General features: G+C 69.6%; 12 protein-coding genes. 5 read left to right on the plus strand and 7 right to left on the minus strand.

Annotated features, from left to right (window positions below):
- Positions 1-44 precede the first annotated feature (44 nt).
- From DEJ05_RS09825 to DEJ05_RS09840, 4 genes are all read right to left on the minus strand, one after another.
- A complete protein-coding gene (locus DEJ05_RS09825; protein WP_027464448.1) occupies positions 45-893 on the minus strand; it encodes a carbohydrate ABC transporter permease in 849 nt (282 codons plus the stop codon).
- The gene (locus DEJ05_RS09830; protein WP_204166204.1) at positions 893-1,708 is read right to left on the minus strand and encodes a carbohydrate ABC transporter permease; all 816 of its coding nucleotides are present in this window, start codon (positions 1,706-1,708) and stop codon (positions 893-895) included. Before DEJ05_RS09830 ends, DEJ05_RS09825 begins: the two co-directional genes overlap by 1 nt.
- A 149-nt stretch (positions 1,709-1,857) precedes the next feature.
- Positions 1,858-3,177, minus strand: a complete 1,320-nt coding sequence (locus DEJ05_RS09835) for an ABC transporter substrate-binding protein (protein ID WP_111047426.1) — start codon at positions 3,175-3,177, stop codon at positions 1,858-1,860.
- Between the two features lie 219 nt (positions 3,178-3,396).
- Complete coding sequence (locus DEJ05_RS09840) at positions 3,397-4,413, minus strand: LacI family DNA-binding transcriptional regulator (RefSeq protein ID WP_181440698.1); 1,017 nt, start codon at positions 4,411-4,413, stop codon at positions 3,397-3,399.
- 153 nt (positions 4,414-4,566) lie between these two features.
- Here DEJ05_RS09840 and DEJ05_RS09845 point away from each other — a divergent pair, with 153 nt between their 5' ends.
- From DEJ05_RS09845 to DEJ05_RS09865, 5 genes are all read left to right on the plus strand, one after another.
- The gene (locus DEJ05_RS09845; RefSeq protein ID WP_111024619.1) at positions 4,567-5,799 is read left to right on the plus strand and encodes a sugar ABC transporter substrate-binding protein; all 1,233 of its coding nucleotides are present in this window, start codon (positions 4,567-4,569) and stop codon (positions 5,797-5,799) included.
- 148 nt (positions 5,800-5,947) lie between these two features.
- Positions 5,948-6,808: a carbohydrate ABC transporter permease gene (locus tag DEJ05_RS09850; protein ID WP_017886802.1), complete on the plus strand. Its 861-nt coding sequence runs from the start codon at positions 5,948-5,950 to the stop codon at positions 6,806-6,808.
- Positions 6,805-7,692 carry a carbohydrate ABC transporter permease gene (locus tag DEJ05_RS09855; protein ID WP_111054922.1) on the plus strand — a complete coding sequence of 296 codons (888 nt, stop codon included), beginning with the start codon at positions 6,805-6,807 and terminating at the stop codon, positions 7,690-7,692. Before DEJ05_RS09850 ends, DEJ05_RS09855 begins: the two co-directional genes overlap by 4 nt.
- Before the next feature lie 44 nt (positions 7,693-7,736).
- Positions 7,737-8,597 carry a ThuA domain-containing protein gene (locus DEJ05_RS09860; RefSeq protein ID WP_111104194.1) on the plus strand — a complete coding sequence of 287 codons (861 nt, stop codon included), beginning with the start codon at positions 7,737-7,739 and terminating at the stop codon, positions 8,595-8,597.
- On the plus strand, positions 8,594-9,697 hold the full coding sequence (locus tag DEJ05_RS09865; RefSeq protein WP_111110313.1) for a Gfo/Idh/MocA family protein: 1,104 nt from the start codon (positions 8,594-8,596) through the stop codon (positions 9,695-9,697). The genes DEJ05_RS09860 and DEJ05_RS09865 overlap by 4 nt, the downstream gene beginning before the upstream one ends.
- Before the next feature lie 139 nt (positions 9,698-9,836).
- Here DEJ05_RS09865 and opgC read toward each other — a convergent pair whose 3' ends face one another.
- Genes opgC through DEJ05_RS09880 form a run of 3 tightly spaced genes read right to left on the minus strand, consistent with a single transcriptional unit; the run spans position 9,837 to position 14,811 of the window.
- The gene (opgC, locus tag DEJ05_RS09870; protein ID WP_146245072.1) at positions 9,837-12,335 is read right to left on the minus strand and encodes an OpgC domain-containing protein; all 2,499 of its coding nucleotides are present in this window, start codon (positions 12,333-12,335) and stop codon (positions 9,837-9,839) included.
- The gene (locus tag DEJ05_RS09875; protein ID WP_111110315.1) at positions 12,332-12,742 is read right to left on the minus strand and encodes an ATP-binding protein; all 411 of its coding nucleotides are present in this window, start codon (positions 12,740-12,742) and stop codon (positions 12,332-12,334) included. Before DEJ05_RS09875 ends, opgC begins: the two co-directional genes overlap by 4 nt.
- On the minus strand, positions 12,739-14,811 hold the full coding sequence (locus DEJ05_RS09880; RefSeq protein ID WP_258376128.1) for a glycosyltransferase: 2,073 nt from the start codon (positions 14,809-14,811) through the stop codon (positions 12,739-12,741). Before DEJ05_RS09880 ends, DEJ05_RS09875 begins: the two co-directional genes overlap by 4 nt.
- Between the last annotated feature and the right edge of the window lie 46 nt (positions 14,812-14,857).

Below are 14,857 nucleotides of genomic sequence, written 5' to 3' on the forward strand. Positions count from 1 at the left end.
CAGCTAGGTAAGTTCTCTACCTATCTCCGCACGCCGGACACCCGTCACCCCTTGACGGCTCCGGAGGTCAGACCGGACACGATCGAGCGGCGGAACACCAGCACCAGGATGACGATCGGCACCGTCGCAGCGACGCTCGCGGCGAAGATCTGCGCGAACGGCACCGTGAACTGCGTCCCGAAGAGCGCGATGCCGACCGGGATCGTCCGGAACGAGTTCTCGCTGTTGAACGTCAAGGCCATCAGGAACTCGCTCCACGAGGCCGTGAAGGTGAAGACGCCGACCGTGAACAGGCCCGGCTTCGCCATCGGCAGGATCACCGACAGCACGGTCCGCCACGCCCCGGCCCCGTCGATCTCGGACGCCTCCTCGATCGTCGACGGGATCCCCTGCAGGTAGTTCCGCATGATCCAGATGGCGAACGGCAGGTTGAACGCCACGTACGGCACGATCAGACCCGGGTACGAGTTGAGCAGCCCGAGGTTGCGCTCGAGCAGGTACAGCGGCGTCAGCACCGCGATCGCCGGGAACACCGACAGCATGAGCAGCGAGGTCATGATCGCCGTCCGCCCCCGGATGAACCGGCCGGCCAGGGCGTACCCGGCGAGGAACGCCAGCGCGAGCACGATCACCGTGGTCGACACCGACACGATGACGCTGTTCACCATGTACTGGCCGAGCGCGTTGTCGCGGAAGGCCACCACGAAGTTGTCGAAGGTGAACGACTGCGGCCAGACGGTGGGCGGCGACTGCCCGATCTCGGACGCCGGCTTGAGCGACGTCGTGACGAGCCAGTAGAGCGGCAGCGCGGTGAGCACCGCGATGACGACACCGCTGACGTTGACGGTGTTGACCCACTTGCGCCAACCCTTGCGCACACGTTGACGGGGCATCAGTCGTCCCCTCCCTTCGCCTGGTTCCGGAACGCCCGGAGGAACAGCAGACACCCGGCCGCGACGATGACCGCGGTGGAGGTCGCGATCGCCGCGCCCGGTCCGATGTTGATGTCCTGGAAGAGCACCTTGTACCCCATGATCGCGAGCGACTGGGTGGCGGTGCCCGGGCCGCCGTTCGTCAGCACGAACGGCAGGTCGAAGACCCCGAACGCCTGCAGGATGCGGAACAGCACCGCGATCGTCAGGGTCGGGGTGAGCTGCGGCAGCACCACGCGCCAGAACGTCTGCCAGGTGCTCGCGCCGTCGAGCTCGGCGGCCTCGTAGTGGTCCTCGGAGATCTGCACGAGCCCGGCGAGCAGGATGATCGCGACGAACGGCGTCGTCTTCCAGATGTCCGCGACCATCAGCCCGGTGATCGCGGGCACCGGTTCGCCGAGGATCACCGGGGCGTCCCCGAACAGGCCGAAGAACCACGTCGCGACGCCGTAGGTGCTGTCGTAGATGTACTTCCACAGCTGCGCGTTGACGATGGTCACGAGCGACCACGGGATGAGCATGAGCGCGAGCATCCAGCCGCGGGTGGCGCCGAGCCGTTCGAGGACCAGCGCGACGAGCATGCCGAGCACCAGCTCGACCGACACCGTCACCACCGTGTAGAGCACCGTGAAGCCCAGCGCCCGGTACCAGTCGGCGCTCTGCAGCAGGGCCGCGTAGTTGTCGAACCCGAACGACTGGATCGTGAAGCCCTCGTAGCCGACCTCGACGTCCGCGAAGCTCAGCACGACCGAGTACACGACCGGGAAGATCGTCACCGCCGCGACCACCAGGAGCGCCGGGGCCGCGAAGCCCCACGCGCCCCGCGAGCGGATGCGGTCGAGACGCGACCGCCCCGAAGGCCGGGGCGGCGGATCGACGCGACCCGTGCCTCCAGGCCGTGCCGGTCGTGTCGCCGTGCCGGCGCTCACAGCGCTGCTCCCTGCAGGGCGAGCGAGATGGCGGAGGCCATCGCGCTGGTGCCACCGTCGACGGACGCTTGCCCGCCGAGGATGCTGTTGCCGTTCTGGTAGACGCCCTGCGAGACCTTCGGGTAGTAGGCCGTCGAGGTCGGGCGGGGCACGAGCGTGATGCCCGCCGCCGTGTCGTAGGTCGGGCGCTCCTGCCGCTTCGCGTCCTCGCTCACGAGCGAGGCGCTTCGGGCCGGCAGGACCCCGCCCTCGCGGGTCAGGAACTGCTGCGCGGTCTCACTCGACATCCAGCGCGCGAAGGTCAGTGCCGCCGCGGGCTCCTGGGTGTGCGGGTTGATGTAGTTCCCCCACCCGCCGATCGTCGAGTGGTGCTCGTCCATGCCGTCGAACGTCGGCCGGGCGGCGAGCCCCACCTTGCCGGCGACCTGGCTGTCCGGGCCGTTCGCGATCCCCCACGCGTACGACCAGTTGCGGAGGAACGCCGCGCGGCCGCCGGAGAAGGCGTCGTTGGTGTCCTGCTCCTGGTACGTCAGGGTGGCCCGTGGCGATGCCCCCGACGTGACCAGCGAGCGCATGAACTCGAACGCGCGCTTGGTCTCGGAGCTCGTCGTCTCCGGCTTCGTGAGGTCGTCATTGAGCAGCGACCCGCCCGCGTCGGCGACGAACTCGGTGACGTTGCAGGTCAGTCCCTCGTACACGTCGCCCTGGAACGCGAACCCGTACGACACGTCGCCGGTGTCCACGAGCTTCGCGGCGGTCTCGCGCACTTCCTCCCACGACCCCGGCACCTGCAGGGAGTGCTTCGCGAGCAGGTCCTTCCGGTACAGGAAGAACGACTCGTCGATGTAGAGCGGGAACATGTAGTACGTGCCGTCGACGCTCGCCGCCAGCCGCAGGCCCTCGGGGAACTGGTCGAAGAAGTCCTCGCCGACGAGCTGGTTCACGGGGGTCGCGAGCTTGTTCTTCGCGAACTGCCCGGGCCAGGCGACGTCACCCAGGTAGACGTCCGGCGTGCTGCTGCCGGCCGCGATCTGGGTCGTCAGGCTGGTGCGGTTCGTGTCGGTGTCGCTCGGGGCACTGACGATCCGGACGCGGATGTTCGGGTGCTCCTTCTGGAACTCCGCGATGAGCCGGCGGCGCAGGTCACCGCCGTCCTTCGAGGCGACCTGGCCGGCCCACCAGCTGATCGTCGCCTCGCCCTCGGGCGGTTCGGTGGGCCAGTCCTCGACCCGCGTGCGCTCGGGTCGGGTGGAGCAGCCGGCGAGCAGCAGCACCCCCGCTCCCCCGAGCATGAACGTCCTCCGGTCGATTGCCATCCGTCCTCCTCGACGTGTGGTGCTGCGAACCTGTGCATCCACACAACCAGGCGGAGCCTGGTCTGTCCGCCAGGGGGCGGCGAGTGGTGCCGCGCTTTCGCGGTGGACGACAGTTCACGGGTTCGCGGCCCCGCGAACTGTCGCTCAGCCCGAAACGTGGCCGGCGGCGGCCTGGAGGCGCGTGGCGGGGCCGCCCCGCGCCTCCAGACCGGCGGGTGGTCAGGCCGGGGCGGGGGCCGTGGACTCGGCGATCCGCAGCGTGCACGGCAGCAGGAAGTGCGGCAGGTCCTCGGAGGTGCCATCGAGCTGCTCGATGAGGGCGTCGGCGGCCCGCACACCGAGCTCCGGGCCCGGAGCGACCATCGTCGACAGCCGCGGGTAGTGCTGGTCCGCGTTCGCCTCGGACGACGCGATGCTGAGCACCGAGACGTCCTCGGGGACCCGCCGCCCAGCGGTGTAGAGCCCGACCAGGACGCCCGCGGACGAGTCGTCCTTCATCACGAGCACGGCGGTGACGTCGGGGTCCGCCGCGAGCAGGTCACTCGTGGCCTGCCGCCCGCCGTCACTGCCGGGCCCAGCCGTGACGATCGTCCCGGACAGTCCGCGCTCGACCATCGCCTGCCGGAACGTCGAATCGACGCGCAGGTGCGGTGCGTAGCCGGCCATCGGGGTGCCCTCGAGGTCCTCGAGGACGAGCCCGAACCGCCGGTGCCCGAGGGCCTGGAGGTGGTCGAGGCTGTCCTCGATCGTCGTCTCGAAGTCGATGTCGACGAAGGGCAGCCCGCTGCTGTCGCGGGTCCGGCCGATCAGGGTGAACGGCACGTCCAGGTCGGTGAGGACGGCGACGCGAGGGTCGTCCATCCGCACCTCCATCAGGATGACGCCGTCCACGAGCCCGCCGGACACGAGGTCGTCGAGGTCGTCTCCCGCGGGGTCCACGGGCCAGAGCACGAGGTGGTACCCCCGCTCGGACGCACGCTCCGCCGCGCTCATGAAGAACTGCGAGGTGGTCGGGCTGAAGCGGTTGCCGGTGGTCGGGAACAGCAGTGCGATGATCCGGGTCCGCCGGCTCGCGAGCGCACGGGCGACGACGTTGCCGCGGAACTTCAGCTCGCGCATCGCGGTCCGCACCCGCGCCGTGGTTCCGGGGGTCACGTACTTCGTCCCGTTCACCACGAAGGACACGGTGGCGATCGAGACCCCCGCCCGATCGGCGACCTGCTGCATCGTGGCCATGCCGCCGATCCTAGCGCTCGTCAAGTCAGAAAAGCGCTTTACAGGTGAAGCGCTTATCTGTTAGCTTCTCGCCCCAGGAGCACAGCGACGATGACGTCAGCGGCCTCGTCGATGCGTGCCTGTCCCAGCATCCGTCAAGAGAAGAGCTCTGCAATGAAGCAAAGATTCCCCTCCCAGTCGCGCCGGACCCGCGCCCTCGTCGGCGCCGTCGCCGTGCTCGCCACGGTCCCCCTGGTCCTGTCCGGGTGCTCCGGCTCCGGATCGGCCTCGTCGGGCGGCAGCAAGGCCCTGACGATCGAGGACTACTACGACGCGAACTACAACCCGGTCTACAAGCAGTGCGCCAAGGAGGTCGGCGCGACGGTCACGATCAACCACGTCGCCGGCGCCGGCCTGATCTCGAAGGTGCTGCAGCAGGCGTCGTCGAAGACCTTGCCCGACGTCCTCATGCTCGACAACCCCGACGTGCAGCAGATCGCCTCGTCGGGTGCCCTCTCCGACCTGTCGGCCTACGGGCTCGACGCCGACGGCGACGTCCCCGGCGTGAAGGCGGCGAGCACCTACAAGGGCAAGCTCTACGGCCTGCAGTCGAACACGAACTCCATCGCGCTCTACTACAACAAGAAGCTGCTTTCGGACGCCGGTGTCCAGCCGCCCAAGACGTGGGACGAACTCAAGGCCGCCGCGAAGAAGCTCACCAAGGGTTCGACCTACGGCTTCGCGATGAGCAACATCAACACGTACGAGGGCACCTGGCAGTTCCTGCCGTTCTTCTGGTCGAACGGTGGTGACGAGAAGAACATCGCCACCGCGGACGCCACCCAGGCCCTGCAGCTCGTCGAGGACCTGCAGGACGACGGCTCGATGTCCAAGAGCTCGATCAACTGGGCCCAGGCAGACGTCAACAACCAGTTCCTGGCAGGCAAGGCCGCGATGATGATCAACGGCCCCTGGCAGCTCCCGGCGCTCAACGAGAAGAAGAGCCTCGAGTTCGACAGCGTGCCGATCCCGACACGCACCGGCGAGGCCACGGTCGCACCGCTCGGCGGCGAGGCCTTCACCGTCCCGCAGACCGGCGACAAGGACAAGATGCAGCTCGCCGGCAAGTTCGTCGGCTGCCTGCACACCCAGAAGATGCAGAAGGCCCTGTCCGAGGTGAGCGGCAACGTGCCGACGAACCTCGAGGCCGGCGCCGCGTGGGCGAAGGACCACCCGCAGGTCGCGTCCTTCGTGACCACGGTGCAGACCGCTCGCGCCCGCACCGGTGAGCTCGGACCCGACTGGCCCAAGGCCGCCACGAAGATCTACACCGCCGTCCAGCTCGCCCTCACCGGCAAGGCCAGCCCCGAGGCAGCGCTCAAGCAGGCGCAGTCCCAAGAGCAGTAGTCCACGGGGAGCCGGCCGACCGGTCGGCTCCCTCCGGCGACGAGGAAAGGACCCCGGCGTGAGCGCCTCGACACAGACACGACCACGGACGATCCCGCCCGTGACGACACCACGACCCGGGCAACGACGAGCCCGGTTCCGATCCGGCGTGACCCGATGGCTCTTCGTGGTGCCAGCGGCGGTCTTCGTGGCCGTCTTCTTCGGCTACCCGGTGGTGAAGAACATCGTCATGTCCTTCCAGGACTACACGACGGCGACCTTCTTCACCGGCGAGGCCCCCTGGGTGGGACTCGCCAACTACATCTCGGTGTTCCAGAGCTCGGTCTTCACGACGAGCCTCGTGAACACCGCATTGTTCACGGCGGGCTCGATCATCCTGCAGTTCGTCATCGGGCTGAGCCTGGCGCTGTTCTTCCGCCGGCACTTCCCGCTGTCGGGCTTCCTGCGGGGGCTCCTGCTCCTGCCGTGGCTCCTGCCGCTCATCGCGTCGAGCGCGGTGTGGAAGTGGCTGCTCGACCAGGACAGCGGCGCGCTCAACCAGCTCCTCGGAGTGGTGGGCATCGCCCCCGTGCCGTGGCTGGTCAGCCCGAGCCTGGCGCTCATCGCCGTGATCGGCGTCAACGTCTGGCTCGGCATCCCGTTCAACACGACGATCCTGTACAGCGGTCTGCAGTCCGTGCCCCCGGAGCTCTACGAGGCCGGCTCGCTCGACGGCGCCACCGGGTTCAAGGCGTTCTGGTACATCACGTGGCCGAGCATCCGGTCGGTGGTCAGCGTCGTGATCGTGCTCGGGGTCGTCTACACGTTGAAGGTCGTGGACATCATCCTCGGCCTGACCGGCGGCGGCCCGGCGAACTCGACCCAGACCCTGGCCACGAACGCCTACCACCAGTCGTTCATCAACTTCCAGTTCGGCATCGGAGCCGCGGTCAGCAACGTGCTGATCGTCGTCTCGTTCGTCTTCGCGATGGTCTACATCGCGATCTCACGGAAGGCGGTCGACGAATGAGCGTCGGACTCGCGAACCAGACCGTCACCGCCACCCGCGCGATCACGACCAAGAGCGCCCGTGCTCCCCGGCCACGCGGTTCGGCCAAGGGCGTCCCGTTCACGATCCTCGGCTGCGTGTTCCTCGCGATCATGGTGTTCCCCGTCTACTGGATGGTGAACACCAGCCTGCAGGCGACGTCCGGGGCCGCCACGGCGACGTGGTTCCCGTTCTCCCCCACCTTCGCCGGGTACCAGGCCGCGTTCGCCCAGCAGGGGCAGAACTTCGTGTCGAGCATGATCATCGGACTCGGTACCGTCCTGCTGACGCTGGCCATCGCGACACCCGCCGCGTACGGGCTCGCACGGTTCCGGATGCGCGGCGGCCGGGTGTTCCTGCTCGTGCTGCTGATCACCCAGATGATCCCGGCGATCGTCATCGCGAACGCGCTGTACACGCTGTTCAACAACATCGGGCTGCTCAACAGCTACGTCGGCCTGATCCTGGCCGACAGCGCGGTCCAGGTGCCCTTCGCCATCCTGCTCATGCGGGCGTTCATGGAGTCGATCCCGCCGAGCCTGGTCGAGGCCGCACTGGTCGACGGCGCCAGCGACTTCCGGGCGTTCGTGTCGATCGTCGTGCCGATCAGCCGGAACGCCATCGTCACCGCGGCGCTCTTCACCTTCCTCGGCGCGTGGGGCGACTTCCTCATCGCACTGACCCTGACGTCGACGACCGCGGTCCGACCGATCACGCTCGGCATCTACAACTACATCGGGTCGAACGTCACCGACTGGGGGCCCGTCATGGCGACCTCGGTGCTGGCATCCCTGCCCGCTGCTGTCCTGCTCATCTTCGCGCAGAAGTACATCTCCGCTGGTGCCCTCGGCGGTGCCGTCAAGTGACGGCACCGGACCGACGCCGCCACGCATCCCCCGAAAGGCACACCATGACCAGCACCCCGCTCCGCATCACCGTCTGGGGCGAGAACGTCCACGAACAGGTCGAGCAGCACGTCGCCGAGCGGTACCCCGACGGCATGCACGGCGCGATCGCGGACGGCATCCGCGAGCACCTGCCCGAGGCCGTCGTCCGGACCGCCACCATGCAGGAGCCCGAGCACGGCCTCACCGACGAGGTCCTCGCGAACACCGACGTCCTCACCTGGTGGGGGCACGCCGCACACCAGGACGTCGACGACGCCGTGGTCGACCGCGTGCACAAGCACGTGCTCTCCGGCATGGGGCTGCTCGTCCTGCACTCCGGCCACTGGTCGAAGATCTTCGGCAAGCTGATGGGCACCACCTGCACCCTCCGCTGGCGCAGCGAGCACGACCAGGAGCTCGTCTGGACCGTCAACCCGCAGCACCCGATCACCCGCGGGGTGCCGAACCCGATCGTCATCCCCGAGCAGGAGATGTACGGCGAGTACTTCGACGTCCCGACGCCCGACGAGCTCGTGTTCATCTCGGGCTTCACGGGCGGCGAGGTGTTCCGGAGCGGCATGACCTACCGCCGCGGCCTCGGGAAGATCTTCTACTTCTCCCCCGGTGACCAGGACTTCCCCGTCTACCACCACCCGGACGTCCGCCGCGTGATCGCGAACGGCGCCGAGTGGGCCCGGCCCGAGCGGGAACGGGAGATCCCGACGCTCCGCCGCTACGACCTGGGCGAGTACTTCGACGGGCAGCACTACCGCGGCCCGTTCGACGACGCCGAGCCCGAGACCGCCGAGCCGGCAGCCAGCGAGCCGGCGACCGAGCCCGAGACCGCCGAGCCCGTGGCCGAGCGCGACGGGGCGCAGGCGTGAGCCCGCTCCGCGTCCTGCAGGTCGGCGCCGGCGGGATGGGACGGGCCTGGCTCGCCACCGTCGCCGCCGCCCCCGAGGTCGAGCTGGTCGGCATCGTCGACCTCGACCTCGACGCCGCACGCGCCGGGGCCGAGCACGCCGGCGACCCGTCGATCCCGGTCGGCACGGACCTGACCGTGCTGGCCGCCGAGACCGGTGCCGAGGCCGTCCTCGACATCACCGTGCCGGTCGCGCACCACCCGGTCACGCTGCAGGCGCTCCGGGCCGGGCTCCCCGTGCTCGGCGAGAAGCCCGCCGCGCAGACCGTCGCCGAGGCGCTGTCACTCGCCGCCGCCGCCGAGGCCACGGGCAAGCTGTTCATGGTGTCGCAGTCCCGCCGCTACAACGACCAGCTCGTCGCGTTCCGGCAGCACGTCCGCGACCTCGGTGCCGTCGGCGGGCTGAGCACCCGGTTCGCGAAGGCGCCGCACTTCGGTGGGTTCCGCGAGGAGATGGACGACGTCCTGCTGCTCGACATGGCCATCCACGCCTTCGACTCTGCCCGGTACGTGCTCGAACGCGACCCGGTGTCGGTGTACTGCGAGTCGTGGAACCCGTCGTGGTCCTGGTACCGGGGCGACGCGGCCGCCGCAGCCGTCTTCACGTTCGAGGACGACGTCCGCTACGTCTACGACGGCTCGTGGTGCGCGCCGGGTGCCGAGACCTCGTGGAACGGCGACTGGCGTGCCTCCGGAGCGGCCGGCACGGCGCTCTGGGACGGCGACCACGACCCGTCGAGCGACCTCGACGGCACCCCCGGCTCCCCTGCCGCTGCGCCGTCGGTCGGGCACGAGATCGCCGGGTCGCTGGCGTCCTTCGTCCGGGCGGTCCGCTCCGGCGAGGTGCCGGACGGCGAGGTGCACGGCAACGTGATGAGCCTGACCATGGTCGACGCGGCCATCACGTCGGCGCGCAGCGGGCGCCGGGTCGTCATCGACGAGGTGCTCGAAAAGGCGCACCGGGACGCCCTGGCCGCCGAGCAGGACGACGCGATCCGCGACCGCCTGGCCGGGTGGGAGTCGGTCCGCGGCGCCCTGCGCGAGCGGCTGCCCGCGTCCTGAGACGCAACCGCATGACGGACGGGAGGCCCGTGGCGACACCGCCACGGGCCTCCCGTCCGTCCGCCCTCGCTTCGTGAGCAGGAATGGTCGGGTCCGCACGTCGGACCCGACCATTCCTGCTCACCATCCGTGCACGCGGTCAGCGCGGGATGACCGAGAACAGGAACTTCTTGCGGACCATGTACCAGGCCAGCAGGATCAGCGCCGTGTGCACCACGAACCCGATCCAGAAGTCGCCCCACGGCACACCGGGGATCGACGCGATCGCCAGGGCGAAGAACACCTGCCAGACGAACACGTACAGGCTCGCCTGCCCGAGCGGGATCCAGAGCCAGCCGATGGCGGCGGCGATGGGCTTCCAGAACACGGTGAGGATCGCGTAGGACACGATCGCGAAGAACGCGATGTCCACCAGGCGGCCCCACTGCAGGTCCACCCGCTGGTACGCCGTGTTGTACAGGGACTCGTACATCGTCGACGGGAACGGCACCGGGGTGAACCCGAAGTGGTCGCCGGCCCACACGTAGACCAGGAACGCCGCGTACCCACCGACGGCGACGCCGACCAGGACCTTGCCGAGACGCCCGGTGAGGGCGCCGACGATCTGCCGCCGGTAGTACCCGAGCACGAGCCCGTGGGTGAACACCACCTGCCAGGTGAACAGGGGGAACACCGCCTCGAACTGGGAGTTCAGCGGACGGAAGTCGGGGTTGAGCGCCTGGAACACGTACAGCGCCCAGCTGGCGGCGAGGACCACCCACCAGAACCCGCGGCGGATCACCCAGATCAACGCCGGGATGAACAGGCTCAGCACCACGAACAGGCCCATGATGTTGAACGGCCACGGCCCCATCTCGAGCAGCAGGAACTGCCGGATCGCGTACCACGGCGGCGGGTAGGCGAGCAGCTGCATCGCGTTCGGGTACAGGTCGTAGACCCGGCCCTCGGCCTCGACGCCGCCGGTGCCCGTGCCTCGGTCGGTGAACGTGGTGATGGCGTCGGTGTTCAGGAACGGGACGAAGCTCAGCGCGAACACGACGAGGATCACCACGAGCGTGACGACGTACTGCTTGCGCGCGCGCTTCCACGCCCCGATGGCCGCCGCCCACTCGCCGAACTTCTTCACGGCGAACGGGTACGTCATGCCGAGGACCATGCCGGACAGGAACACGAACATCTCGGCGCCGGTGATCGCCCCGACGGCGTGCAGCGTGAGGTACGAGTACGGCCCGCCGATCTCGATGTGGGTGATCACCACGGCGAGGATGATGAACCCGCGGAACAGGTCGAGCCGCAGGTCACGGCCGGGCTTGCCGTCGTCGGGGTAGCGCCAGCTCGGCAGCAGCCGACCGAACACCCCGCTCAGCAGGAACACGACCGCCAGACCGGCGGCCAGCCAGACGATCCACGCCATCTGGTCGCCGCCGGTCTCGTACTCCTGCGAGATCGCGGCGTTGCCCTGCTGCACGGTCACGCGGTCGGTGACCGGGCCGAAGGCGAAGTCGCCGGACCGCTCGAGGTCGGCGCGGAAGGCCTCCGCGACGTCCGGGTCCGCGGTGAGCCGCCAGTCGGCCACGCGGTTGCCGGCCTCGGGCTCGCGTCGCTCCGCCTCGAGCACGGTCATGCCCCGGATCAGCGGACGCTCCTGCACGGCGGCGAGCACCTGCCGCCACCAGCTCCGCTTGACCTGGAGCTCGGTGTCGCCCTGCAGCTCGCGGTTGTACAGGGCACCGGTGTCGAGCAGCATCGGACGGTCGTCGGCCAACGCGAACCGGTCGTAGAACGTGCCCGACTGCGGCTGGTCGTAGCCCCAGTCCTCGTCGAACCGCGACTCGACCTCGCCGCTGCGGGTGAGCGGCACGGCGCGACCTGCGGCCTCGGTCGGGTCGCCCTTGCCGTACGAGAACATCGAGAGCCCGACCCAGTCGACGGCCTCGGCGCCCGGCCAGTACGGCCCGTACGGGTCGTCGGCACCGGTGAGCTGTCCGTCGCCGTTCGTGTCCGCCTTCGCGACGTCGATCGGGGACAGGTTCCGCAGCCGCCCGGCGGACTCGCCGAACGGGTAGCCGGCACCGTACCCCGGCGACCAGACCATGAGCGCGTCCGACGTACCCGCGTGCACGGTCGTACTGAGCGCACGGAACGCCCGGACGAACTCCGTCGGCTGCTGGCCCCAGCGGACCCACGTGCCGTTCATCTGCGGTGCGAACCGGACGAGCACCTGGGTGTCGTACTGGTCGTGCAGGTCCTCGAACACGGTGTTGACGGCACGGGTGTCCGCGGTGTCGAGCGACCGCAGTTCGCGGTCGGGTTCGAGGCTCACGACGAGCACCGCGCCCTGGGTCGCGGCCGCACGCGCCGAGCGGAGGAGTTCCTGCTTCGCCGTGCCGTCGAGCGGGTAGTCGACGGAGACCCCGTACATCGACGGGGTCGCGCCGAGCCGCCCCTCGTACCCCTCGGGCGAGTCACTGGCCCAGTCGAGGTCGGGCCCGAACCACGTCGTCCCGTCGGCCGGCTGCACGGCGGCGGCGGTCTGCACGGACGCCGCGGACGCCGCGGACGCCGGCAGCGCACCACCGAGCAGGAGCGTGGCGATCGTGACGAGGAGGGCGACCGCGCGGACCACCGGCTGCTTCACCGGTCGCACGCAAGCGTCCAGACGTTGTGGCCGGGCTCGTGCCGGTGCTCCAACCGGTCGAGCGCGGCGATTGCGAGCGCCAACCCGCGCCCGCTCTCCTGCTCGACGTCGGCCATCGTCACGGCACTCAGGTCGATGTCGACGGGCATCCCGTTGTCGGTCAGCACCGCGGTCAGTGCCTGCTCGGTGGCCTCGAGGTGCACCGTGTACCTGCGCCCGGTCCCCCGGTCGGCGCGGACGGTGTGCTCGACGATGTTCGCGGCGACCTCGGCCAACGCGGTCTCGAGTGCGAACCGGAGCCGCACGTCGTCGATGCCCAGGCCGTCCCACCACGCGGCGAAGCGGTCCTGCACCTCGTCGAGGGAGTCGGGCGTCGCAGCGACCTCGAACGTGGTCTCGGTGCTCACAGGGGTCCTCCGGCGGTGCTCGACTCGTGTTCGGACTGGGCTGGGGTGGCCGGGCCCCGGTACCGGACGGCCCGGATCACGATGCTGAAGATGAACAGGTCGAAGACGACCCACGCGGTGTTCACGAGCGGTGCGATCCCCTCGGCCTGGCCGGTCAGGTAGCGGATGCCGATCATCACCAGGGCGGCGACCAGGGCACCCATCGCGTACAGCTGCGGCTTGACCAGGTCCCACCGCGGCTTCTGCTCCGTCTCGTCGCGCACCTTCGGGGTGACGCGGAACCCGAGCGGCCTGCCCCGGTAGACGTTCTGGAACGCGCTGGTCACCGACTCGATCCAGACCGGGAACAGGGCGAGCGAGTACTGCTGCCCGCGCCAGGTCGGTCTGCCGGCGGCCACCACCCAGAACAGAAGCTGGTTGAAAACCAGGAACGGGATGAGCCGGGCGAAGAAGTCGACGCTGTAGGCCTGCACCGGGATGACCCCGAACGACAGGCAGAGCACCGGGGCGGCGATGTAGACGATCGCGGCGAACCCCGACAGGTAGCTCCACATCGTCGAGAAGTACATGAGCCGCTGCCCCCACGACAGCCCCTTCTGCACCAGGGGGTTCTCGCGGAAGAACACCTGCATGGTGCCCTGCGCCCAGCGGAGTCGCTGCACGAGCATCGTCGGCAGGTCCTCGGGGGCCAGGCCCTTCGCCAGGATCTCGTCGTGGTACGCCGACTTCCAGCCGAGGCCGTGTAGGCGCATCGCCGTGGCCATGTCCTCGGTCACCGAGATCGTCGCCAGCGGCATGATCGGCTGCGCCTCGTCGTCGCGGTTGACGTCGAGGGCACGGGCGAGCACCGCGATGGACTCGATGGCGGCGACCGGTGAAGCCTCGCGCCGGCCGAGCACGTCGAGCGCGGCGTCGTCGAGACCGGCGAAGGTGTTGGCGTCGGTCGACATCGCCGCGAGCTCCTGCAGGTCGTTCCGCACGGACTCGAGGTCGGCGGCGGCGAACCGGAAGGCGATGGCGTCGATCCCCCGCTGGAACCCGTACGTCACGTCACCGAGGGGTTCACCGGCGCGGACCTGTTCGCGCGCCTGGTCCACCACGGCCTCGGCGTCGTCGAGGGCGGCGAGCACGCGCGGGTCGGTCTCGGTCTCACGGGAGCGGGCGAGGAGCTTGCGCGAGGTGGCGAGGGTGCGCTGCACGGACGCCTCGACCTCGGCCACGTAGCGCGAGATGCCGAGCTGCATGAGCGCTTCACGTCGCAGGATGGCGTTCGACCCGCAGAAGAACGCGGCGTTCCAGCCGTCCTTCGACTGCTGGATCGGACCGTAGAACAGCGGCGCCTGGCTGCCGAGGGGGTCGTCGTCCGGCACGTTCTCGAACCACTGTGGCGTCTGCACGAGCGCCATCTTCGGGTCCTTGAAGTAGCCGAGGGTGCGGTCGAGGATCGCCGGATCGGGCACCTGGTCGGCGTCGAGGATGAGCAGGAACTCGCCCTGGGTCGCGAGCAGGGCGTTGTTGAGGTTGCCGGCCTTGGCGTGCCGGGGTCGGTCCACCCAGTCGGCGCCGCGGGTGATGACGCCGATGCCGAGCGCGTCGGCCGCCGCACGCATCTCGGGGCGGTTGCCGTCGTCGAGGATCCAGGTGGTGTGCGGGTGCGTGATCGCCTTCGCGGCCCGGGCGGTGCGCTCGACCAGGTCGATCGGCTCGTTGTAGGTCGTGATGAAGACGTCGACGGTGACGTCGGTGGACGGCTTCGCCGGTGGTTCGCCGCGCTCCCGGAGCCGCCAGGCCCCGAGGGCGAAGAGCAGGGAGTCGATGACGCTGTAGGTCTCGGCGAGGATCAGCGGCACCGCGATCCACCACGAGTGCCAGTTCACCGAGGCCGCCCAGCGCCACACGATGTAGTTGACCCCGGCGAGGGACGCCAGGAGCGCCACCGTGCGCACGGTCACCAGGCGTCGGCGGGCGGTGCCGGTGGTCAGGCGGCGGCGGTCCTGTCTGCTGACGTCGAGCGCGGTCACCGGGTCTCCCCGTCCGCGGCGTCGCCGGACGTGCTGCGTCGCAAGCATGCCTCCTGATCAGCGCGGGCCCCGGCCGCGTCGCACACGCCCGAGT

It is taken from the genome of Curtobacterium sp. MCLR17_045 (assembly GCF_003234405.1).
Taxonomy (GTDB): domain Bacteria; phylum Actinomycetota; class Actinomycetes; order Actinomycetales; family Microbacteriaceae; genus Curtobacterium; species Curtobacterium flaccumfaciens.

What these genes read in the sequence shown, in the direction of transcription:
- DEJ05_RS09825 (WP_027464448.1), bottom strand. Translation starts at nt 893, where the DNA reads ATGCCCCGTCAACGTGTGCGCAAGGGTTGGCGCAAGTGGGTCAACACC.
- DEJ05_RS09835 (WP_111047426.1), bottom strand. Translation starts at nt 3,177, where the DNA reads ATGGCAATCGACCGGAGGACGTTCATGCTCGGGGGAGCGGGGGTGCTG.
- DEJ05_RS09840 (WP_181440698.1), bottom strand. Translation starts at nt 4,413, where the DNA reads ATGGCCACGATGCAGCAGGTCGCCGATCGGGCGGGGGTCTCGATCGCC.
- DEJ05_RS09845 (WP_111024619.1), top strand. Translation starts at nt 4,567, where the DNA reads ATGAAGCAAAGATTCCCCTCCCAGTCGCGCCGGACCCGCGCCCTCGTC.
- DEJ05_RS09855 (WP_111054922.1), top strand. Translation starts at nt 6,805, where the DNA reads ATGAGCGTCGGACTCGCGAACCAGACCGTCACCGCCACCCGCGCGATC.
- DEJ05_RS09860 (WP_111104194.1), top strand. Translation starts at nt 7,737, where the DNA reads ATGACCAGCACCCCGCTCCGCATCACCGTCTGGGGCGAGAACGTCCAC.
- DEJ05_RS09880 (WP_258376128.1), bottom strand. Translation starts at nt 14,811, where the DNA reads ATGCTTGCGACGCAGCACGTCCGGCGACGCCGCGGACGGGGAGACCCG.